15 protein-coding genes and 1 pseudogene are annotated in these 21,943 nt (G+C 74.1%); 11 read left to right on the top strand and 5 right to left on the bottom strand.

The window, feature by feature from the left end; all coding sequences use genetic code 11:
- Positions 1-62 precede the first annotated feature (62 nt).
- Genes recC through recD form a run of 3 tightly spaced genes read left to right on the top strand, consistent with a single transcriptional unit; the run spans position 63 to position 8,615 of the window.
- The gene (gene recC / locus J2S59_RS15925; RefSeq protein ID WP_068119887.1) at positions 63-3,485 is read left to right on the top strand and encodes an exodeoxyribonuclease V subunit gamma; all 3,423 of its coding nucleotides are present in this window, start codon (positions 63-65) and stop codon (positions 3,483-3,485) included.
- Entirely contained in the window at positions 3,482-6,853 is a 3,372-nt protein-coding gene (locus J2S59_RS15920) for a UvrD-helicase domain-containing protein (RefSeq protein ID WP_068119889.1), read from the top strand. The genes recC and J2S59_RS15920 overlap by 4 nt, the downstream gene beginning before the upstream one ends.
- Positions 6,846-8,615 (top strand): exodeoxyribonuclease V subunit alpha, encoded by a 1,770-nt coding sequence (gene recD / locus J2S59_RS15915; RefSeq protein ID WP_181641802.1) that lies wholly within the window; start codon positions 6,846-6,848, stop codon positions 8,613-8,615. Before J2S59_RS15920 ends, recD begins: the two co-directional genes overlap by 8 nt.
- Here the strand turns inward: recD and J2S59_RS15910 are convergent.
- A complete protein-coding gene (locus tag J2S59_RS15910) occupies positions 8,608-11,970 on the bottom strand; it encodes a phosphodiester glycosidase family protein (RefSeq protein ID WP_306825282.1) in 3,363 nt (1,120 codons plus the stop codon). The genes recD and J2S59_RS15910 overlap by 8 nt on opposite strands.
- 188 nt (positions 11,971-12,158) lie before the next feature.
- Here J2S59_RS15910 and J2S59_RS15905 point away from each other — a divergent pair, with 188 nt between their 5' ends.
- Together J2S59_RS15905 and J2S59_RS15900 are read left to right on the top strand one after the other, a co-directional pair.
- Positions 12,159-12,533 carry a hypothetical protein gene (locus tag J2S59_RS15905; protein WP_068117116.1) on the top strand — a complete coding sequence of 125 codons (375 nt, stop codon included), beginning with the start codon at positions 12,159-12,161 and terminating at the stop codon, positions 12,531-12,533.
- A gap of 10 nt (positions 12,534-12,543) precedes the next feature.
- Positions 12,544-12,972, top strand: a complete 429-nt coding sequence (locus J2S59_RS15900; RefSeq protein ID WP_068117114.1) for an NUDIX domain-containing protein — start codon at positions 12,544-12,546, stop codon at positions 12,970-12,972.
- Here J2S59_RS15900 and J2S59_RS15895 read toward each other — a convergent pair.
- Positions 12,962-13,531 carry a mismatch-specific DNA-glycosylase gene (locus tag J2S59_RS15895; protein WP_068117110.1) on the bottom strand — a complete coding sequence of 190 codons (570 nt, stop codon included), beginning with the start codon at positions 13,529-13,531 and terminating at the stop codon, positions 12,962-12,964. The two genes, J2S59_RS15900 and J2S59_RS15895, sit on opposite strands and share 11 nt — an antisense overlap.
- A gap of 91 nt (positions 13,532-13,622) precedes the next feature.
- Between J2S59_RS15895 and J2S59_RS15890 the strand changes: the two genes are divergently transcribed.
- The 3 genes from J2S59_RS15890 to J2S59_RS15880 all read left to right on the top strand — a co-directional run bounded on the left by J2S59_RS15890 (position 13,623) and on the right by J2S59_RS15880 (position 15,433).
- Positions 13,623-13,961 (top strand): PadR family transcriptional regulator, encoded by a 339-nt coding sequence (locus tag J2S59_RS15890; protein ID WP_068117107.1) that lies wholly within the window; start codon positions 13,623-13,625, stop codon positions 13,959-13,961.
- Positions 13,958-15,001 (top strand): HAAS signaling domain-containing protein, encoded by a 1,044-nt coding sequence (locus J2S59_RS15885; RefSeq protein ID WP_068117104.1) that lies wholly within the window; start codon positions 13,958-13,960, stop codon positions 14,999-15,001. The genes J2S59_RS15890 and J2S59_RS15885 overlap by 4 nt, the downstream gene beginning before the upstream one ends.
- A 105-nt stretch (positions 15,002-15,106) precedes the next feature.
- Positions 15,107-15,433: a hypothetical protein gene (locus tag J2S59_RS15880; protein WP_068117101.1), complete on the top strand. Its 327-nt coding sequence runs from the start codon at positions 15,107-15,109 to the stop codon at positions 15,431-15,433.
- On the opposite strand, the gene J2S59_RS15875 is transcribed toward J2S59_RS15880, so the two are convergent.
- Entirely contained in the window at positions 15,423-16,823 is a 1,401-nt protein-coding gene (locus J2S59_RS15875; protein WP_181641515.1) for a WS/DGAT/MGAT family O-acyltransferase, read from the bottom strand. The two genes, J2S59_RS15880 and J2S59_RS15875, sit on opposite strands and share 11 nt — an antisense overlap.
- 209 nt (positions 16,824-17,032) lie before the next feature.
- On the opposite strand from J2S59_RS15875, the gene J2S59_RS15870 reads away from it, so the two are divergent.
- On the top strand, positions 17,033-18,421 hold the full coding sequence (locus tag J2S59_RS15870) for a hypothetical protein (protein WP_306825281.1): 1,389 nt from the start codon (positions 17,033-17,035) through the stop codon (positions 18,419-18,421).
- Between the two features lie 96 nt (positions 18,422-18,517).
- The gene (locus tag J2S59_RS15865) at positions 18,518-19,882 is read left to right on the top strand and encodes a threonine/serine exporter family protein (RefSeq protein ID WP_306825280.1); all 1,365 of its coding nucleotides are present in this window, start codon (positions 18,518-18,520) and stop codon (positions 19,880-19,882) included.
- Here the strand turns inward: J2S59_RS15865 and J2S59_RS15860 are convergent.
- The gene (locus J2S59_RS15860) at positions 19,849-20,439 is read right to left on the bottom strand and encodes a DinB family protein (protein WP_068121849.1); all 591 of its coding nucleotides are present in this window, start codon (positions 20,437-20,439) and stop codon (positions 19,849-19,851) included. The genes J2S59_RS15865 and J2S59_RS15860 overlap by 34 nt on opposite strands.
- 62 nt (positions 20,440-20,501) lie before the next feature.
- Between J2S59_RS15860 and J2S59_RS15855 the strand changes: the two genes are divergently transcribed.
- On the top strand, positions 20,502-21,533 hold the full coding sequence (locus J2S59_RS15855; protein ID WP_306825279.1) for a helix-turn-helix transcriptional regulator: 1,032 nt from the start codon (positions 20,502-20,504) through the stop codon (positions 21,531-21,533).
- Here the strand turns inward: J2S59_RS15855 and J2S59_RS20460 are convergent.
- Positions 21,521-21,760, bottom strand: a pseudogene (locus J2S59_RS20460) (DUF402 domain-containing protein); the annotation flags it as partial. The gene J2S59_RS15855 and the pseudogene J2S59_RS20460 sit on opposite strands and share 13 nt — an antisense overlap.
- Positions 21,761-21,943 lie beyond the last annotated feature (183 nt).

The raw sequence follows: 21,943 nt of genomic DNA, 5'->3' as shown, positions 1-21,943 counted from the left end.
CGCGGGTGCTGTGTCGCGGGTGCTGTGTCGCGGGTGTCGGCGCCACGTGCGAGGCTGCCGCCGTGACGCTGATCCTCCACCGCGCCGACCGGGTCGACGACCTCGCCTCCGGTCTCGGCGCGCTGCTCGCGCAGCCCCTGGAGGACCCGTTCGTCCAGGAGCTGGTGGTGGTCCCGGCGCGCGGTGTCGAGCGCTGGTTGGCGCAGACCCTGGCCCACCGACTCGGTGCCGGCACGCGCCCCGGCGCAGACGACGGCGTGTGCGCCGGCGTGCGGATGCTGTCGCCGGGGTCGCTGATCTCGCTGCTGCTCGACCGCGACCGTGACGACCCGTGGTCGCCCGACCGGTTGGTCTGGCAGGTCCTCGACGTGCTCGAGGAGTGCGCCGGCCAGGACTGGTGCGCCACGATCGCCGCCCATCTCGGTCTCACCGGCGGTCCCGAGGAGTCGGCGGCGATGGCGCTGCGCCGTCAGCGTCGCTACGCCGTCGCCCGCCGGGTCGCCGGGCTCTTCGCTGCGTACGCCGCCCAGCGCCCCGAGCTGGTCACGGCGTGGGACGCCGGCCGTGCCGAGGACGGTCTCGGCTCCGCGCTCGACCCCGACCTGGCCTGGCAGGCGGAGCTGTGGCGGCGGGTGGCGGCACGGGTGCGCGCCGAGTCCGGTCTGCCGACCCCGCCGGAACGGGTCGCGGGGGCCGTGGAGGCGCTGCGCGCGGGCACCCTCGAGCTCGACCTGCCACCGCGGCTGTCGCTGTTCGGCCACACCCGCATCACCCGCACCGACGCCGCGCTGCTCGCGGCGCTGGGGGAGCAGCGCGACGTCCATCTCTGGCTCCCGCAGGCCTCCGGCCCGCTCTGGGAGCGGCTCGCCGCCGACGCGACGCGCGGACCCGTGCCCCGGGCGGACGTCCCGTCCCCGAGCGCCGAGCACCCCCTGCTGGAGGCGCTCGGCCGCGACGCCCGCGAGCTCCAGCGCACCCTCGGTGCCCTGGGAGCCGAGGACCGCACTCCGCCGGCTGCCGCCGACTCGACCGGGGCGGGCGACTCCCTCCTCGGGTGGCTCCACGACGATCTGCGCGGAGACCGGGTCCCGAGCGCCGCCAAGCGCGCCGCCCGGCGCGTGCGCCCCGACGACCGCAGCATCCAGGTGCACGCCTGTCACGGTCTGGCCCGTCAGGTCGAGGTGCTGCGCGAGGTGCTGCTCGGCCTGCTCGCCGACGACCCGGAGCTCGAGCCGCGCGACGTGATCGTGCTGTGCCCCGACGTCGAGCAGGTCGCGCCGCTGATCCACGCGGCGTTCGGGTTGGCGGGGGCCACCGACGTCCCGGAGCCCGACCTGCACCCCGCCCACGGTCTGCGCGTCCGGCTGGCCGATCGGGCGCTGCTCAGCACCAACCCGCTGCTGTCGCTCGCCGTCGCGCTGGTCGACCTGGCCGGCGCACGCGTGACCGCGGCGCAGGTGCTCGACCTGGTCGCACGCGAGCCCGTGCGCCGTCGCTTCGGCTTCGACGAGGACGACCTCGCACAGCTCGCCTCCTGGGTGCGGCAGGCGTCGATCCGGTGGGGTCTCGACGCCGAGCACCGCCACGGCTACGGGCTCGACCTGCGGGAGAACTCCTGGCGCGCGGGTCTCGACCGGATCCTGCTCGGTGTCGCGATGGCCGACGAGGGCGGGCGCCATCTCGGGCCGGCGCTGCCGCTCGACGACGTCGAGGGCACCCGCATCGACCTGGCCGGCCGGCTCGCCGAGGTCGTGGACCGGCTCGCCGGGTTCGTGCGCCGCGTCGCCGACGGGGCGTCGGTCGACGACTGGATCGACGCGCTCGGCTCGACCGTGCACGCGCTCGCCGACGTCGCCCGCGACGACGCCTGGCAGCGCTCCCAGCTCGACCGCGAGCTCGCTCGGGTCGCCGCAGCCGGTGGGGAGCAGCGGCTGCTCGTCGCCGACGTGCGCAGCCTTCTGCGTCGGTTGCTCGCCGGCCGGCCCACCCGGTCGAGCTTCCGCACCGGCACTCTGACCGTCTGCTCGATGGTGCCGATGCGCTCGGTCCCGCACCGCGTCGTCTGCCTGCTCGGGCTCGACGACGGCGTGTTCCCGCGCCTGGAGACGGTCGACGGCGACGACGTGCTCGCCCGTACCCCCGTCACCGGGGAGCGCGACATCCGCAGCGAGGACCGCCAGCTCCTGCTCGACGCGGTGCTCGCCGCCCGCGAGCACCTGGTCATCACCTACACCGGCGCCAACGAGCACACCGGCACGGCCCGGCCCCCCGCGGTGCCCCTGGGCGAGGTCCTCGACGCGCTCGATCTCACGGCCACCGCGCCCGACCCGGCGACCCGGCTGCGTGACCACGTCGTACGCCGCCACCCCCTGCAGCCCTTCGACGAGCGCAACTTCGCTCCCGAGCCGTTCTCGTTCGACCCGACCGCTCTCGCCGGTGCACAGGCAGCCCGCCACGCGCGGGTGACGCGGCCCGCGATCCTCGTCCGCACGCCCCTGCTCCCCGAGCCGCTGCCGCCGTTGCCCCCTGCCGACGTCTCCCTCGCCGAGCTGCGTGAGTTCGTCGGCAACCCGGTGCGGTGGTTCCTGCGGCGCCGGCTCGACGTCGCCGCGCCGCTCGAGGCCGAGGAGCTGCCGGTCGGCATCCCGCTCGCGCTCAACGCTCTCCAGAAGTGGGACGTGGGCGAACGCCTCATGCGCACTGTCTTCAGTGGGGGTACCCCGCACGAGGCCATGCTCGCCGAGCAGCTGCGCGGCGTGCTGCCACCGGGACCGGCCGGGGTGCGAGCGCTCGAGGAGGTGCTCAAGAACGTGCGCCCGCTCCACACCGCGGTCGCTCCGCTGCTCGACGTCCCGCCTCGCAGCGTCGACGTCGACATCGACCTCGGGGGCGGTCGTCGGCTGCGCGGCACGGTCGAGGGCCTGCGCGGGCATCGCCGCGCGACCGTCACCTACTCCCGCCTGGGTCCGCGCCCACGCGTGCAGTCCTGGGTCGACCTGCTGGCGCTGACCGTCGGGCTACCCGACCAGCACTGGACGGCGGCGGCCATCGGTCGCGGTCCCCGCAGCCAGGTGAGCCAGACCCTCCTCGGTCCGCTCGACCACCAGGCCGAGCTCTGGCTGCACGAGCTCGTCGACCTCTTCGACCGCGGCACGTGCGAGCCGCTCCCGCTGCCGCTGAAGACCGCGGCGGCCTACGCCGAGGAGCGCGACGCGGAGATGCGCGGCGTGCCGACCAAGGACGTGTGGGAGAAGGCGCGCAGTGCGTGGGAGACCCCGCGGTTCGCCGAGGACGGCTTCGTGCAGGAGGACCGCGACGTCCACCACCAGCGGGCCTTCGGCGGCCAGCTGACGCTCGATGAGCTGCGTGCGATCGCGCCGCGCGACGACGAGTGGTGGTTCCCTGGTGAGGACTCCCGCCTGGGCCAGCTCGCGCTGCGCCTGTGGACCCCCTTGCTCGCGGCCGCACGAACGGGGGCACTGTGACGACTCCTGCTCCCGAGGTGACACCGTTCGCTGTCACCGGACCCCTGCCGCCCGAGGGCGGCACCACCCTGCTCGAGGCCAGTGCCGGCACCGGCAAGACCTGGACCATCGGCGCGCTGGTCGCCCGCTACGTCGCGGAGGGCGTCGCCACACTCGACGAGATGCTGGTCGTCACCTTCGGCCGGGCCGCCAGCCAGGAGCTACGCGACCGCGTCCGTGAGCAGCTGGTCGAGCTCGACCGGGCGCTCGCCGGTGAGCTGCCCGACGAGCCGAGCGACCTGCTGCGCCTGCTCGTCGACGTCGACCAACCGGAGCGCGCGCGCCGACGTGCTCGCGTGCGTGCCGCCCTGGGCGGCTTCGACGCCGCGACGATCGTCACCACCCACCAGTTCTGCCAGCTCGTGCTGCGCGGTCTCGGGATCGCCGGCGACACCGACCCTGAGGCGCGCCTGGTCGAGGACCTCAGCGAGCTGCGTGGCGAGGTCGTCGACGACCTCTACCTGCGTCTGCACGCCGGCCAGGACGTCCCGCAGCTGACGTACGACGAGGCGGTGGTCCTCGGTCGCGAGGCGACCGAGGACCCCCAGGCGGTGCTGGAGCCGACCGACGCCCCGGCGGAGTCGCCCGCCGGGGTCCGCGTCGCCTTCGCGGAGGCCGTCCGCGCCGAGCTCGAGCGGCGCAAGCGCCGCCTCGGTGTCCTGAGCTACGACGACCTGCTCTCCCAGTTGGCGGACGCGCTCGACGCTGCCGACTCGCCCGCACGGGTCCGGATGCGCCAGCGCTGGTCGATCGTCCTGGTCGACGAGTTCCAAGACACCGACCCGGTGCAGTGGCAGGTCCTCGACCGGGCGTTCACCGGTCACGCCACCATGGTCCTGATCGGCGACCCCAAGCAGGCGATCTACGCGTTCCGTGGCGGCGACGTCACCACCTACCTCCAAGCGACCACCACCGTGGCGCGCCACCAGACCCTCGCCACCAACTGGCGCAGTGACCCCGACCTGGTGCGCGGCCTCGACGTCGTGCTCCGCGGTGCCGCCCTGGGCGACGAGCGCATCACCGTCCGCGAGGTGTCGTCGGCCCGCGGCCACGCCCGCATCAGCGGCGCCGGGGCGCCGCTGCGGCTACGCGCGGTGCGGCCCGGTGCGGTCCGCCGCGGCAAGGGAGAGGCCGACCGGGTCCGGGCTCACGTCGTCGACGACCTGGTCCGCGACGTGGCCGCGCTGCTCGCCTCCGATGCCCGGGTCGACGACCGCCCGGTCCGTCCGGCCGACATCGCCGTCCTCGCCCGCACCAACGCCGCGCTGCAGGCGATCCACGAGGCGCTCGCCGTCCGCGGCATCCCCGCGGTGGTCGCCGGTGGCGGCAGTGTCTTCGCCACGCCGGCCGGCGCCGAGTGGCTCAGCCTGCTCGAGGCGCTCGAGCAGCCCCACCGGTCCGTGCGCGTGCGTGCGGCGGCGCCGACCGCTTTCGTCGGCGCGACGCCGGCCGAGATCGATGCCGGGGGAGACGAGCTGACCGACCGGATCGCCGGGCGGCTGCGCGGGTGGGCCGACCTGCTCGCCGGTCGCGGCGTCGCCGCGGTGATGGAGGCAGCCGCTGCGGACGGGCTGACCCAGCGGGTCCTCGCGCGCCCGGGCGGCGAGCGCCACCTGACCGACCTGCGCCACCTCGCCGAGGTGCTCCACGGCGTCGGCGTCGAGGAGGGGCTCGGCCTCGTTGCCCTCCTCGGCTGGCTGCGCGAGCAGCGGGCCGACGACCGGCTCGAGGTGGCCGCGGAGCGCACCCGCCGACTCGACAGCGACTCCGCCGCGGTGCAGCTCGCCACGATCCACGGCAGCAAGGGGCTCGAGTACCCCATCGTCTACCTCCCGCAGCTGTGGGACCGCTGGGTCGGCACTCCGCCCGTGCCGCGGTTCCACACCGCCGACGGGCGGCGTGCTCGCGACGTCGGGGGCAAGGTCGCGGGCAACGCCCGCCGGGCTGACCACGAGGCCGCTCATGCGCGCGAGGAGTCGGCCGAGTCGTTGCGCCTGCTCTACGTCGCGCTCACGCGCGCCCGGTCCCAGGTCGTGGCGTGGTGGGCGCCGACGTGGGGCAACACCGCCGCCTCGCCCCTGCACCGGATGCTGTTCGGCCGGCTGCCCGGATGGGCGCAGGTGCCCGACGAGCAGCCGCTCGGCGACGAGCACGCGATCGCACGCGCCCTCGACGGTTGGCAGGCTGCCGGTGGCTTCGCCTGGGAGTGGGCCGACCCCGTCGACCCGCCGCCCCTGGTCCCCGAGCAGAGCGTGCCCACCCTCGCCGTACGCCGGTTCGACAGGGGGGTCGACGTCCGCTGGCGCCGCACGTCCTACAGCGCGCTCAGCGCAGTGGTCGACCACACGACCCCGGGTGTCGGCAGCGAGCCCGAGACGACCCCCCGCACGGACGAGCCCGACGAGCCGCAGCCGGCTCCGACCGAGGCCGAGGCCGACGCCCCGCGGGCGACGCGCTCACCCATGGCCGACCTGCCGGTCGGTGCGACCTTCGGCTCGCTGGTGCATGCGGTCCTCGAGGTGGCCGACCCCGACGCTGCCGACCTCGAGACCGAGCTGCACACCCACCTCGATGAGCAGCTCGTCCAATGGCCGGTCGACGTCGACCGGCAGCTGATGGTCGCGGCGCTGCTGGCGGTGATGACCAGCCCGTTGGGACCGCTGGCACCGGGCCTCACCCTGCGCGACATCGGTCTGCGCGACCGGTTGCGTGAGCTCGACTTCGAGCTCCCCCTCGCCGGCGGCGACGGCCCCCGCGGGCGGGTGACGACCAGCCCGGTCCGGCTGGGCGACCTCGCGCCCCTGCTGCGCGCCCACCTGCCCGCCGACGATCCCGTGCTGCCCTACGCCGAGCAGCTGGCCGACCCGCTGCTCGCCGAGCAGGAGCTGCGTGGCTACCTCACCGGATCCGTCGACGTCGTGATGCGCGTGCCGGGTCCCGACGATGCTCCGCGGTTCCTCGTCGTCGACTACAAGACCAACTGGCTCGGTGGACGTCCCGCCGAGCCGGGCCGTCCGGCGCAGCTGCACGCCGAGGACTACCGCCCGAGCGCGCTGGCGGCGGCGATGGGCGGCTCGGACTACCCGCTCCAGGCACTGCTGTATGCCGTGGTGCTCCACCGCTACCTGCGGTGGCGGCTCCGGGGCTATGACCCGCAGACCCACCTCGGCGGCGTCCTCTACCTCTACCTGCGCGGGATGTGTGGTCCCGAGACCCCGGTCCTCGACGGCGGACCCTGCGGCGTCTTCTCCTGGCAGCCGCCGGTCGCGCTCGTCCGGGCCGTCTCCGACCTCCTCGACGGCCACGCCCCGGAGGCACTCCATGAGTGAGCTGTTCGAACCCCTCGACGGCTACGACCGGCGACTTCTCGGGGTGCCCGACGGCACACCCGATGAGCTCGTCGCGTTCAACGTCGCCGGGGTGCTCACCGCGGCCGACATCCACGTCGCCACGACCGTCGGCCGGCTGGGCGGCGAGTCCTCGCCGGAGGTGCTGCTGGCCGTCGCGCTGACGGTGCGCGCGGTGCGGTTCGGCTCGGTCGGGCTCGACCTCGCAACGGTGGCCGACAGCCTCGAGGGCGCCCTGTCCGTCGACCAGCGCGGCACGCTGCCGTGGCCCGATCCCGACCGGTGGCGCTCGGTCGTCGCCGCGAGTCCGCTGCTGCGCGCCGGCGTCGTGCACCTCGACACCGAGCTGCTCCACCTCGATCGCTACCACGCGCTCGAGGTGCAGGTCTGCGACGACCTGCTGGTCCGGCTGGACGCAGAGGTGCCCGCCCCCGACGAGACACTCCTGCAGGCCGGTGCCCACCGCGTCTTCCCGGGCGAGGGGTACGCCGAGCAGCGCGCCGCAGCCGCGGCGGCTGTCCGGCAGCCGACGACCGTGCTCACCGGTGGTCCCGGGACCGGCAAGACGACCACGGTCGCCGGTCTCCTGGTCCTGCTGCGCGAGCAGGCCGAGCGTCGCGGCGAGGAGCTGCGCGTCGGCCTGGCCGCCCCGACCGCCAAGGCGGCGGCGCGGCTGCGCGAGGCGATCGAGGAGGCGGCCGACCAGCTTCCGGTCGCCGACCGCGACCGCGTGCGCGGGCTCGAGGCGACCACCCTCCACCGCCTGCTGGGCTTCCGTCCCGACAACGCCACCCGGTTCCGCCATCACCGCGGCAACCGCCTCCCGCACGACGTGGTGCTCGTCGACGAGACGTCGATGATGTCGCTGACGATGACCGCCCGGCTGCTCGAGGCGGTGCGGCCCGACGCCCGGCTGATCCTCGTCGGTGACCCCGACCAGCTGGCCTCGGTCGAGGCAGGCGTGGTCCTCGGCGACCTGGTGGCCGGCCTGGCCGAGCACCCCCACACGCCCGTCGTCGGTCTGCGCACCGTGCATCGCTACGGCGAGGGCATCGGCGCGCTCGCCCGTGCCCTCCGCGCAGGCGACGCCGACGAGGTGCTCGGGGTGCTGCGCGCCGGCGCCCCCGGGGTCACGTTCGCCGAGACCGACGACCCGGTCCCCGCTCTGCGGGAGGCGTGCACGTCCGCTGCGCTCCGCATGCACGCGGCCGCGGAGGCCGGCGATGCGCCGGGTGCCCTCGCCGTGCTCGAGCAGCACCGGTTGCTGTGTGCCCACCGGGACGGTCCCGCCGGCGTACGCCACTGGAACGCGCTGGTCGAGCAGTGGCTGGCCGAGGCGACGGGCCACCACGGGCGTTCGGGCATCGGCAGACCGCTGCTGGTGACCGCCAACGACTACGCGCTCGGCGTCCTCAACGGCGACGCCGGCGTCGTGGTCGCGACCCCCGACGGGCCACGGGCGTTCTTCACCGGCGGCGACGCCTTCGCACCCGCGCGCCTCGGCGACGTCGACACGATGTATGCGATGACCATCCACAAGGCGCAGGGCAGCCAGGCCGCCGAGGTCAGCGTGCTGCTCCCGCCCGAGGACTCGTTGCTGCTGACCCGCGAGCTCTTCTACACCGCGGTGACGCGCGCCCGCGAGCACGTCCGGGTCGTCGGCACCGAGGCGGCGGTGCGTGCCGCGGTCGAGCGCCGGGTGCAGCGTGCCAGCGGCCTGCGCCGCCGGCTGCAGGTCAGCTGACGCTCACCCGCGCCGACGCTGTCACGCCGCCGACCACGACGCTCACCTCCGTGGCGCCGCGCCGCAGACCGGTGATGGCCCCCGTGCGTGGGTTGACGGCGACGTACGCCGTCCGCGGCGCCTGGGCCGCGGCGCCGACGTGCACCCGGGACGAGGACCGCCAGGTGGCCGCCATCGGGTACGTCCACCGGACCGCGCGGCCGTCCTGGCGGACGGTGACCCGGGAGGCGCTCGTCGCACCCCGGGCGAGCGACGCCGGCGCCGTGAGCTGCACGCTGTCGACGGTGGGGACGAACGACGTCTGGAGCCGGCCGCCGGCGAGCTCGAGCAGGGTCCACCCGACGAACGACCCGGAGGACGGTCCTGCCGGAGCGCCCGCGACCGGTCCGCTGCCCACCGCCAGCACGCCGTCGTAGTGCGTCGCCTGGAACCGTCGGCCGTGGCCGGTCACCATCGCGATCGGCGTGGTGCCGCGGTCGGCGGCGTTGCCCATGACGTCCTCGACCAGGTCGGCCTCGCGCGAGTCGCCGAGCCGACGACCGGCGCCCGGCACCAGCGAGCGGGGGGAGTGGTGCATCACCACGACCGCTGCCCGCACCTGCCTGTTGGCCGTCGAGTTCGCGAGCGCCTGACGCAGCCGCACGAGCTGGTCGAACCCACCGGCACGCACCGTGCCACCGGCGGTGTTGAGGCTGATGAACCGGACGCCCGCCCGATCGAAGACCTTCGTCGGTGCTCCGAGCACCCGGCGGTAGTTCGCCAGGTCGCCGGCGCGGTCGCGGTCACCCGGCGCCCAGGACCAGGGGATGCGACCGAGCTCGGCCTCGAGCAGGCTACGGGCGAAGGCGAGGTTGGCGCTCGTGCCGTGGGTGACGACGTCGCCGGTGAGCAGCACCTGGTCGACGCCGGCGGCGCGCGCCGCTCGCAGCGCGGCCCGGAAGCGACGTACGGCGACGCTGGTCGGCGCCGCAGCGGAGACACCGGTGTCACCGAGCACGGCGATCCGCGGGTTGCTGCTCGTGGCACTCGGCGCGTCGACGACAGCCGCGTCGCGGGGGAGCGTCGGCAGCGGCGCGAGCACCCAGGGGACCGCGCTGCCGAGGTCGTCGAAGGCGAGGCGGTCGGCATGCGCGCGTGGCCTGGTTGGCACGACCCGGATCCGGTCCACCGATGCCGGCGTCGCGCCCGCGCGGCGCAGCGCGGCGGGGAGGGTGACGCGCACCTGGCGCCAGCCCGTCCAGGTGACCTGCGGCGCGATCGTGACCCAGCGTGCCGCGCCCTGCGCAGGCCGCAGCCCCAGCCGGACCCGCGCACCGGACCCGTCGCCACGCACCCACAGCCGCAGCTGGTGGGAGGCGGGGCGCAGCGCGATCGGTGCGTGCCGGAGCGTGATGTGGCGGGCGCGGCGGTCCGCCTTGGCGGCGCGGTAGGTGACCTGCAGCGCGCGGCCAGCACGCCCGGCACGGTTGGACGTCGCCGCGAGCGACGCCGACGCCCGGGCAGTCGCGGTGCTCCACCCGCCGGCGCCGTCGAGGCGATGGGCCCGCACGCCCCGGTCGCCGCTCGTCACGCCGATCCGGCTGGAGACGCCACCAGCGGTGAAGGTGAGCGGGGAGCGGGCGTCGCCGCGCTTGGCGCGGACGAGGAATCCGCGACCGCTGGGCGTGACGCTGAGGACGTTGCGGTTGTAGGCCAGCTGGACGTCCCGCGGCTCGACCCAGGTGCCGTGGCCGGCGGCGTCGTAGCCGCGCAGCTCGACGTACTGACCGGAGCCGGCGCCCGCGAGGACGATGCGGCCCTGGGTCGGCTCGAGACGCTGGACCGGGCCGAGCACCCGCAGTGCCAGGGTGCCGCGCGCTGCTCCGTTGCGCGCGGCCACGGTCACCGGGCCGGTGGCGCGCCCGACCACGACCTTGCGCAGTGAGCGGCCCGCACGGACCTGCGCGCCGGCGCCGGCGCGCCACGTCGGGCGGGCCGACGACGGACCGTAGCGACCGGTGTGGCCGCGGGCGGCGAGCGTGCGTCCCAGTCCACGCAGCACCCGGTCGTCGTCGGGGTGGGTGCCGGCGGTGCGCACGTGGAAGCCGGCCAGCTTCGTGCTGCCGCTGACCACGCGGAAGCCCAGCCCGTTGGGCACCGCGCGCTGACGACCGTCGGAGGTGTGGTTCATCGTGGCGATCGAAGTGCCGGCGTGACGCGCCATCATCGTCGAGGAGCCACCCCCGTCGAGATTGAGCGCGTCGACGGCGCCCCACTCCTTGAGGATGCGCGCGGTCTCGGCCAGCGTGACGCCCGTGCTGTGGGAGGCGCGGCCGTCGACGGTCAGGACGAAGACGCGCTGGCCGGTCGCGTCGATGCCGATCGCGGTGCGCGGGTGGCGCACCGGGTCGCCACCGAGGACCGTGCCCTTGCGGAGGATGACGGTGTTGCCGCTGATGGCGACCCGCGAGGAGGTGTCGAGGGCGTACTTCACGGCTACGCGATTGCCACGGCGCCAGCCCGAGAGGCGCTGGGCGCCCTTGCCGACACCGATCAGCACGGTGGCGCCCTGCGGCACCTCGCCGGTGCCCAGCTGCAAGCTGTTGCTGCGGACCCGGCCGTCGCGGATGACGACCTGGCGGGCGCGCTGCCCCGGCACGACGCGGCTGCGGGCATCGGAGCCCCACGCCGGGGTGTAGATGCCGATGCCGTCGCGCGCGATCGTGGGGGAGTTGAGGTTGGTGACGCGCAGCAGTTGGCCGCCCGCGCGGCGGACCGAGGCGTCGAGGAACGTGGTCGCGATGCGCGCCTGCTGCTTGCCCGACAGCAGGAAGGTGTTGTTCCAGCCGCTGGCCGGGGCGTGCAGGAGTCCGCGCCCCCGCTGCTGGCCGACGCCGAGCGCGGCACCGGTGTCCCCGATGTCGAAGAAGTCGCCGTTGACCCCGGCGACCGCGCCGTGGCGGCGCAGCATCGTCGCGAGCGGTTCGGTCGAGGAGACGCGAGGCGCACCGACGTAGTTGAGCCGCAGACCGGGCGTGCCGAGGTCGGCGGTGAGGAGGTTGGCCCGGATCCAGCCAGTCGGGAGCAGCCGGTCGAAGCGCGTGTGGGTCAGGCCGCGCGCGACCGGTGTCGTCACCTCGTCGACATCGAAGTGGGCCGCACCCGGCCGGGTGTCGGGCTTGACCCCAGCCGTCCCGAACCGACCGGACGCGGGCTCGCCGGACTCGTAGCGGTAGGGCGCGTCCCGCGGCGCGTCGCGACGGCCCTGCTGGTCGTCGGCACTCGCGGCCGGGGCGAGGCCCGGTGTGAGGACCAACGCGGCCGAGCACACGAGCGCGAGCAGGGGACGGCGCAACGGGCGACGCGAGGAGGGCATGGGGACGAGGGTAGGCAACGGCCCGGACAGTTGGTGGCAATTGGTGCAAGATGCCGCATGTCGTCCCCAGGCTGCACCGGGCGTCGGTCCTCCACAGGAGCTTGTCAGCGGCGACGCCGGGACGCCGGGCGCTCCTACGGTCGCGCTCCGCGGCGCACCCCGCGCCGCCCGACCCAGGGGAGACCCGCATGCATCGTTCGGTCCTGGCACTCGTCGGCGTACTCGCCGCTACTCTCGCCGCCACCCTCACCGGCACCCTCGCCGCCGCCCAGACCGCCACCCTGGTGGGCACCGACCTCCCACCCGGGTGGGAGCCGCGACCGCGCACGATCGTGGCGATCACCGGTGACCCGGCCAACGGCTTCAGCATCACCCGCTACGACGGCAGCGAGGAGCACACCACCACCTGGAGCGAGACGGTGGCCGAGTGCGCGGAGTACGACCGGCGCGTCGCGCGTGTGCGGTGCCGGGCGGAGAACCGCGGGCGCTACCAGGCACTGCGGGGCACGGTCAGCGCCTTGCGCCACTACCAGTGGCACGCCGCGGGCGGTGCCGACCGCTAGCCTCCGTCGCGTGGTCTACACCAGCGACTACCCGATCTTCTCCGTCACCGTCGACGCCGTCGTGCTGGCTCCTGGGAGGCGGGTCCTGCTGGTCGAGCGGGCGCGTGCGCCGTACGCCGGCCGGCTCGCGTTCCCCGGCGGGTTCGTCGACATCGAGGAGGACCTGGTCGATGCCGCGGTGCGGGAGCTGCGCGAGGAGACCGGGGTGCAGGTGGAGCCCGGACAGCTGTGCCAGCTCGGCGCCTACGGACGGCCCGACCGGGACCCGCGGGGACGGACGGTGAGCGTGGTGTTCGTCGCGGACGTGGACTCCGAGGCGCCCGCGGTCGGCGCGGACGACGCGGCGCACGCCGGTTGGTACGACACCGACCGGGTCCTCGCCGAGGACCGGTTGGCGTTCGACCACGCGGAGATCCTGCGCGACGCCCTCAGTCGTTGAGCACTCCTGCAGCACGCGCCGGCTCGGCGTACGCCTCGGCGAGGGTGGCGACCGTCGCGTGCGCATTGAGCCCGCTGGGATTCGGCACCACCCAGAGCCGGCTGCCGCCGAAGGTGCCGGGCTGCTCGCCGCTGACCGCCTTCGGGACGCCGAACGCGGTCCGGTAGGCGGTGATGCCTGCGATCGCGACGACCGCCGGGCGGTGCTCCTGCACGAACTCCAGCAGGGCTCGTCCGCCGGCGCGCAGCTCCTCGCGCGACAGCTCGTCGGCGCGTGCGGTCGCGCGCGCCACGATGTTGGTCAGGCCGATGCCGCGCGAGTGGAGGTGGGCACGGTCGTCGTCGGTCATCCCCGCGCCCGGGTCGATCGGGCGGGTGATGATGCCGGCGCGCAGCAGGGCCGGGTAGAAGCGATTGCCGGGATGGGCGAAGTGGGTCTGTGTCGCGGCGGTCCACAGCCCCGGGTTGATGCCCACGAAGAGCAGCCGCAGGCCGGGGCCGACGACGTCCGGCACGGTCGCGTCGCGAAAGGTCTCGAGCTCGGTCCTGGTGAATCCCACGCGCGGCAGCGTAGGGGGCGCTCGCCCTGGACGCCGTGTACCTGGCACGGAGCTGTTGTAATAGTGTGTCTGACACACTAATGTCCGACGCATGGATGAAGAGCTGCTCGCGGGTCATGTCGGCGAGCTGCGCCGCGGGACGGTCGTGCTGGCGTGCCTGAGCGTCCTCGACGAGGCGCGCTACGGCTACGCGCTGCTGACCACGCTCGAGCACGCGGGGTTCGACGTCGACGCCAACACGCTCTACCCGCTGCTGCGCCGCCTCGAGAAGCAGGGCGTGCTCACCAGCGAGTGGAACACCGAGGAGTCGCGCCCGCGCAAGTTCTACGTCCTCACCGACGCCGGCCGCGCCCTGCGGTCCGCCCTGGCCCAGGAGTGGGCCGCCCTCGACCACCGTGTCCGTACCGCTCTCGAAGGGACCCCCTCATGACCGTCCACCGCACCGCGACGTCGGCGGACGCCGCAGCCCGGCTCGTCGACCGCTACGTCCACGCCGTCGCCCGCCACCTCCCCGCTGCGCAGCGCGCCGACGTGGCCGACGAGCTTCGCGCCGGCATCTGGGACTCGGTCGACGACCGGACCGGCGAGACCGCCGACGACGTACGCCGTGAGCTCGCCGTACGCGAGGTGCTGACCGAGATGGGGGAGCCGACCCAGCTCTCGCACGCGTACGCAGCCGGGCCCCGTCACCTGATCGGGCCGCGCTACTTCGACGACTGGTGGACCACGCTGCGCGCGCTGGTCGTCACCGTCGTGCCGATCATCGTGGTGGTTGTGCTGGCGGTCAACGTCGGCTTCGACCGGGTCGCCGCGGGTGCGGCGATCGGGGACGCGGTCTGGACCGGGTTCACCGCGGCGATCCACATCGCCTTCTGGGTGACCGGGGTCTTCTGGGTCCTCGAACGGACCGGGTCACCCAGCGCGCTGGAGGAGTCGCGCAAGGACTGGAGTCCCGACGACCTGCCCGAGCTTCCCCGGTCCCGCCAGATCGGGGTGCCGGAGCTGGTCTGGGGAGCGGGAGTCACGGGCCTCGCCCTGGCCTGGCTGCCGTGGCAGCACTTCCGCTCACCCCTCGACGGGCCCGACGGCGTGCGCGCCCCGATGCTCGACCCCGAGCTGTGGTCGAACGGCTGGGCATGGGGGTTCGTCGCACTGCTCGTGGTCACCCTGGTGGTCGAGGTGGTGAAGTTCGTCGTCGGCAACTGGACCCGGGTCGTGACGGTCACGAGCATCGTGCTCGACGTGGTCTTCGCGGCGTTCCTCGTCGCTCTCATCCGCACCCAGGACGTCGTCAACCCCGCGGTCCTCGCGGGCCTCGACGACCCCGGCACGCCGCGGCGCGCGGTGGACGGCATCGTCGTGGCGGTCGCAGTGGTGACGGCGGTCCTCGGCATCGTCGACGCGGTCCGCAAGCACGTGCAGTACCGCACCTCGCGCACACGAGGTGAGCGAACGCGCGCGAGTGGGTAGGCGCCCCCTCGGTCCCGCCGCGTCCTGGCCTACTCTGCGCCGCACCGGGTCGAGGAGCACCTGGACCAGGTCGTCCGGCCGGCGCTCGAGGAGGTCGCCGCCGAGGTGGGGAAGCAGGGGATCGCCGTCACGGTGCGCGAGGACGTCGACCCCGAGGGGAGCCGGATGGTCGAGCTCTGCCTCGAGCCCGACTCACCGAACCGGTTCTGCTACCAGGTGCACCTGCAGAAGCTGCCCGTCCCGTCGTACGCCGGGCGCATGAGCCGCGGCGACGACTACTACGGCCGCCTCGAGGTCTACCTCAGCAGTGGCGGTCAGGACTACGACGTCATGGGCTACACGGCGCCGCAGCTGATCGACGACGTGCTCGACCAGTACGAGCGCCACCTGGAGTTCCTGCGGCTGCACGAGCCGCCCACCCTCACGAGCTGAGACATGCCGCCTCCAGCGCCTGCAGCTCGTCATCGAGGTAGGTCAGCAGGTGCTGGAGGCTGGGCGCCGTCCGCCGGCACCCGGTCAGACCGAATCCGATCGAGCCGGCGTACGTCGTGCAGGTGATGTTGAGCGCCATGCCGTCGATCGGGATCGACAGCGGATACATCCCGACGAGCTCGGCCCCGTTGAAGTACAACGGGTCGCGGGGCCCGGGCACGTTGGAGATGATCAGGTTGAAGGGCGGCGGCAGGATCCCGTTCAGCCGCAGTGCGGGCAGGACGACCGCCGGGGCCAGTCCGAGGCCGGACATCGCGACGATCTGCAGCGGGCTCATCGCACCGAGGCCCTCCTTGCCGTCGAGCATCGAGCGGTGGATGGCCTGCAGGCGGTCGGACGGGTCGTCGAGGTCGGTGGCGAGGCGGACCATGACCGCGCCCACGGCGTTGCCTCCGGACGTCGAGGCCGAGTTCACCTCATCGGACTTCAGCCCCACCGGCACCATCGCGATCAGCGGCTCGACGGGCAGGCCCCCGTTGTCGCGGAGATAGGTGCGCAGAGCGCCGCTGCACATCGCCAGCACGACGTCGTTGATCGTGGTGCCGGTGGCCGTGCCGATCGCGTGCAACCGGTCGAGCTCCCAGTCCTGGGCGGCGAAGCGGCGGGCCGCGGTGATGCGCTGGTTGAGGATGCTGCGGGGGGCGCTCAGCGAGAGTGACGACGGCTCGCCACGGACGCTGCGCCTGATCGTGCGCACCAGGGCCCCCGGGAGGCCGGCGGCGTCGGCGCTGATCGCAAGTGCCTGGCGCACGGCCGTCACGGGCACCTCCCACGGCGCGACGGCTCCACCGCCGCGACGCCCCGCGGCCGGTGGGTGCGCGGCCCACGGGGGCTGCATCCCGCGCTCGTCGGGATCGGTGCTGAGCACCCCCTGCAGCAGGCGCATCGCGGAGACACCGTCGACCAGGGCGTGATGGACCTTCGTGTAGACGGCGACCCGTCCGTCGGCGAGGCCCTCGATCACATGCGCCTCCCAGAGCGGACGTTCGCGCGCGAGCCGGGTGCCGTGCAGGCGCGAGCAGAGCGCCAGCAGCTCCAGGATGCGTCCCGGAGCGGGCAGGGCGCTGTGACGGACGTGGTAGTCGATGTCGAAGTGTCGGTCCGGGCGCCAGACGTAGGCCCCGCCGGTGGCTGCCGACCGGTGCGGGTGGCGCAGGAACAGCGGCGCGATCTCCTCGGCCCCGCGCATGGCCTCGTAGAGCTCACGAGGGAAGTCCGGCCCGGCGTCCGCGGGCGGACGGAAGAGCTCGAGCCCGCCGACGTGCAGCGGCATGCGCCGGCTCTCGGCGAGGAGGAACGCGGTCGCGGTCGGGTCAGCGGGGATGGCCAAGGGGGGCTCCGGATGTCGGTCGACGCCACGGTCGGGCGTGCGGGCGATCCTGCCCCCTCGGCCTGGCCGACAACACCGACGCGCCGAGAAAAATGTGGGCCGGGTCACGCGGATCGCTCAGGTCGTGCCTGCGCGTGCCGACAAGGGGCTCACGGCACCGCGTCACAGGAGTGGTGCCGACCACTGGACAGGAGATCACCTTGCACGCGATGCGACATGCAGCACGGGCCGTGCTGACGGCCGCGCTCAGCCTCGGGCTGGTCGTCGGCCTCTCCGCGCTGACCCCCGCCACGGCGGCGGAGTCGACCTCGACGACGTCCTTCAGCACCGCCGCGGACGCCTCCTGTGTCGCGGCGCAGGGCCGTGCCACCAGCACCCGTACGGCGTACACGAAGGCCGTCACGAAGCAGAACCGGATCAAGAAGCGGGTCAACCAGGCGAAGAAGGCGCGCGCCAAGGCCAAGCGCCAGGCGACGCGGGTCATCAAGCGCCACCGCGCGGGCAAGGTCACGCTCAAGAAGCGCAAGGCCGCCGTCGCGAAGTTCCGCAAGGCCAAGCGGGTCGTCAAGACCCGGACCCGCAACTACAAGGCGCAGACCCGGATCGTCTCGGTGCGCCGCGCGGCTCGCGACAACGCGCAGCGCAGCATGCGTGACCTGTGCGCCAACCGCCCGGCCACCAAGCCCGAGGCCGAGAAGCAGGTCAAGGACCAGATTGCCGGACTCGAGCTCCTGCTCAACAACCCCCTGTTCGACCTCCTCCCGGCGGAGCTCAGCGCCCCGCTGAGGAGCGCGGTCGAGGGCCTGCTCGACCAGCTGCTCGACATCGAGTCCGCCCTCCCAAGCGCCGAGGGCGCCGGGCTGGACGCGATCCTCGCCCAGCTCTCCGACCTCGACCCCAGTGGCGTTGTCGACCGACTGCGCTCCTTGGGTGACCTGCTCGGCGGCGCGGCCGGTGGGGGCGCGGGTGCGGCGCAGCTGCAGAACCTGCTCAGCGCCCTCCTGGCACAGGTCGCCGGGGGCGGAGGCGGTCTCCCGCAGGGTGCGGACATCACGCACCTGACCGCTCTCCTGGCGACGCTCACGGCCGTCGAGCCGACGGGGCTGGCCTCGGCCCTCACCCCGATTATCGCCCAGCTGGGCAACCTGGGTGGTGGCGGCGGCGCCGACCAGCTCGGCTCGCTGCTGCAGATCCTCAACGGTGGCGGCCTGAGCACCCTGTCCACGGGCGACCTGAGTGGCCTGCTCAGCGGGCTCACCGGGATGCTCACCAGCGGCGCGTTCCCCGGACTCGAGGCCTTCCCTGCCCTCGGCGGGCACGACCCGCGGGCCGCTGCGGCGGTGCTGAGCAGCCTCACTGAGGTCTTCGGCCGCGGGCTCGGCCTCACGCTCCTGACCGACCTCATCAACGACCTGCTCGCTGCGTTGCTCGGTGGTGCCGGCGGCGGCGGGACCGGTGGCGGGACCAGTGGCGGGGGTCTGGACCCGATCCTGGGCCCGATCCTCGACCCGCTCGACCCGATCCTCGGCCCGATCCTGGATCCGCTCGACCCGATCTTCAACCCGATCCTGTGCGGGCTGCTGCGGATCTGCCGCTGATCGACTGAGGACCCTCCTCCAGCTGCTGCCGGCCACCCGCACGGGTGGCCGGCAGCGGCACGTCTGCGGGCTTTTCGCGCATGCCATGATGCGCCCATGCCCGAGGCTCGTGATCGCTACCTGACCTTGGACCTGGCGCTGCGGGTGGGGGAGATCCTGCTGTCCTCCGGGGCCGGCGCCGCCGACGTCACGGCGACGATGCTGTCGCTGACCCACCACCTGGGACTGCGCAACTGCGACGTGGACGTGACGTTCACCTCCCTGCGCGTCTCCTACCAGTCCGACCCCGACGAGCCGGCCCTGCTCCAGGTGCGCCAGGTCCGGCATCGCGACATCGACTACGACGACCTGACCCGGGTCGACGCCCTCGTCAACGCGCTCCTGGCGGACGCGATCGATCGCGACGAGGCGCGGGCCCGGATCGCGCGGATCGTCTCCACCGGTCACGCCCTGCCCCGCTGGGCGTCGACGCTGGCGGTGGGGGTCTCCGGTGCGGCGATCGGCGTCCTCCTCGGTGGCGACCTCCCCATGCTCGCGATCGCCTTCCTTGCAGCGATGGGGATCGACGTCCTCAAGTGGCGCATGTCGCGGCGTCGGCTGCCGGACTTCTACCAGCAGGTCGCCGGCGGGCTGCTCGCCACGCTGGTCGCCGCCGTCACGACGGCCGCCTTCCCGTCCGTGTTCCCGCAACCGTCGTTGGTGATCACCGCGAGCGTGATCATGCTGCTGGCCGGCGTCAGCTTCATGGGAGCGATCCAGGACGCGCTCACGGGCTTCTACATCACCGGCAGCGCGCGCATCCTCGAGGCGCTGCTGGCAACAGCCGGCATCATCGCCGGGGTGAGCGGCGGGTTGACCGTCGCCCGCATGCTCGGCCTCGACATGGGCTTCGTGCAGCCCGGCGCCGCCGGCGGGTTCGAGTACGTGCCCTTCATGATGTTCGGCGGGGGTCTGGCAGCTGCCGCTTTCGCCCTGTCCTGCTATGCACCATGGCGGTCGCTGCTTCCGATCGGCTTCATCGCGGCTACCGCGGTCGGCGTCTACCAGACCGTCCTGATCCAGGAGATCGGACGCACGTGGGCAGCCTCCGCGGCGGCGCTGCTCGTCGGCCTGGTCGCTTACGCCGCCAGCGGCCGGTTCCGGGTACCGCCGCTGGTCATCGTCGTGCCGGCGATCCTCCCGATGCTGCCCGGGCTCTCGATCTATCGCGGTCTATCGCTCATCGGCGCGGAGCAGGGTGACTCCGCGGAAGGCATCGTCGCGATGGTCACAGCCGCCTCGATCGCGATCGCCCTGGCCTCCGGCGTGATCCTGGGCGAGTACGCCGCCCAGCCGTTGCGGCGGGAGGCGCGGCGACTCGAGCGCCGACTGTCCGGCCCGCGCCTGGTCGGGCCGTTGCGCGCCCGGGCACCGCGCCCCGCGCGGATTCAGGACGCCGAGGCCCCGCCGCCCAACACCTGAGCCCCGGCGCCGGCCCGGTAGAGGTCGCGCAGTAGGCAGAGCTCGCTGCCGTGGTGGATCATCTCGCGGTGGATGTGCAGGACGAGCGCCCCCATCGGTGCATCCGCCCACGGCCCCTCCGCGGGACCGCAGGGTCGCGCGAGTCCGTCCTCACCCAGGCCACGCACCCCCTCGACCCAGCGCCCGTAGTGCTCGTCGAGCTGCGCCAGTGCCTCGTCCGCCGTACCCGCGTAGGCGTGGTCGGGGTAGGAGATCGGCGGACCGCCGAAGTGAGAGTGGTTGCGCTCGCCGAGCACCGCGACGACGAGGTGGCCGATGCGCCAGGCGATCGTCGTGACGGGTGCAGGCTCGGGCTCGGGCATCGCGAAGTCGATGCGGAACGGTCCCGTGCCGCCGGCGATCGGTGCGGCCGCCGGATCGCCCTCGGGACGGGCGTTCCAGCAGCCGGCGACCGGCTCCCGGCGGTACTCGTCGTCGCTGAGACCGGCCAGGCGCGGCCGGAGGTGGTGGTCCCAGTGCCAGGACAGCTGGTCGAGGAGCAGTGCGTTCCAGTTCATAGGCGGCACGCTAGGAGTCTTCGCGGACCGAATCAGTCCGCATCTGCGGCAGGATGGGCGACATGGAGACCCTGGCCCGGGTGCTGCGCCTGCTCGGTCGCCTGCAGTCCGGCGCGGTGCTGTCGGGACCGGCGCTCGCCGAGGAGCTGGGGGTGACCACCCGGTGCGTACGCCGTGACGTCGAGCGGTTGCGCGAGCTCGGCTACCCGGTCGAGGCGTCCCCGGGCCTGGGCGGCGGCTACCGGCTTGCGGCCGGGCGCGCCCTGCCGCCCCTGCTGCTCGACGACGCCGAGGCGGTGGCGGTGGCCGTGGCACTGCAGGTGGCGACCGGCAGCGCGGTCGACGGTGTGGAGGAGCCGGCGGTGCGGGCCCTCGCCAAGCTCGACCAGGTGCTCCCGAAGCGGCTGGCCCGCGAGGTGGCCGCCGTCGCCGAGACGACCAGCGTCGTGCCCGGTGGGGGGCCGCGCGTCGACGTGCGGGTGCTGCTCGTCGTGGTGCGCAGCATCCGCGACCGCGAACGCCTTGCCTTCACCTACACCGACGGGCAGGACCGACGCGTCGAGCCGGCACGGCTGGTCGTCAGCGGAGGCCGCTGGTACCTCCTGGCGTGGGACCTCGGGCGCACCGACTGGCGGACCTTCCGCCTCGACCGCCTGAGCGAGCCGCGCTCCCTGGGCGTGCGGTTCGCGGCGCGCCCCGTCCCGGACGCGGTGGCGCGGGTGCGCGAGGGCGTGACCCAGCGCGCGTACGCCGAGGTGGCCCGCTTCCGGATCGAGGCGCCCGCGGCCGCGGTGGTGGCGCAGGTCCCGCCCAACACCGCCGTCGTCGAGCCTGTCGGGCCGGAGGCCTGCGACCTCGTCGCCGGGGCGGACGACCTTCGGTGGGTGCTGGCGCGGGTGCTGGAGGTCGGCCTGCCGTTCCGGGTGCTCGAGCCGGCGTGGCTCGCCGAGGAGGCAGGGGTGTGGGCTCAGCGCCTGCTGCGCGCCAGCCAGTCGCCGGCGGTGGCGCCGTCGAAGGGCGCCTCGCCGTCCTCGAGAGCCGCCATGACGGCGGCGCAGTCGGCGAGCGCTGCCGCGACCACCTCCTCGGGATAGCCGTACGCCGCGCGGTGCGCCGCGAACTCGTCCTCGTCGTCGACCCAGGTGCGGCCGTGCAGGCCACGGATCACGTCCAGGTCCAGGTCGATGGCGCGCACGGCGTCCCCGTCGACCTCGGGCGGGGTGGTGATGTCGACGTACACCGCGCACGGGGGCTCGGGGTCACTCGGTCCGTGGGCGTAGAAGGTCGCGACGAACCCGGCGTCGTACGGCGCCAGGATCACCTGGTCCTGACGGGTGACGATGCGCGCGCCGGGGCGGGTGATGAGCGTGCCGGTGGGGACGGCGAACCAGGCGCCGTGGGCGTCGTGACCGAGCGCGAGCGCGTCGTACTCCCAGTGGGGGCGGTCGCCCCACTTGGTGAACGCGATGTGGACCGTCCTCGGCGCGGGCCTCGACACCGGGGC

Origin of the sequence: Nocardioides massiliensis (genome assembly GCF_030811215.1) — a bacterium.
GTDB lineage: Bacteria > Actinomycetota > Actinomycetes > Propionibacteriales > Nocardioidaceae > Nocardioides_A > Nocardioides_A massiliensis.
The sequence above is the reverse complement of the archived record's forward strand: the minus strand, read 5'-3'. Positions and strand labels throughout refer to the sequence as shown.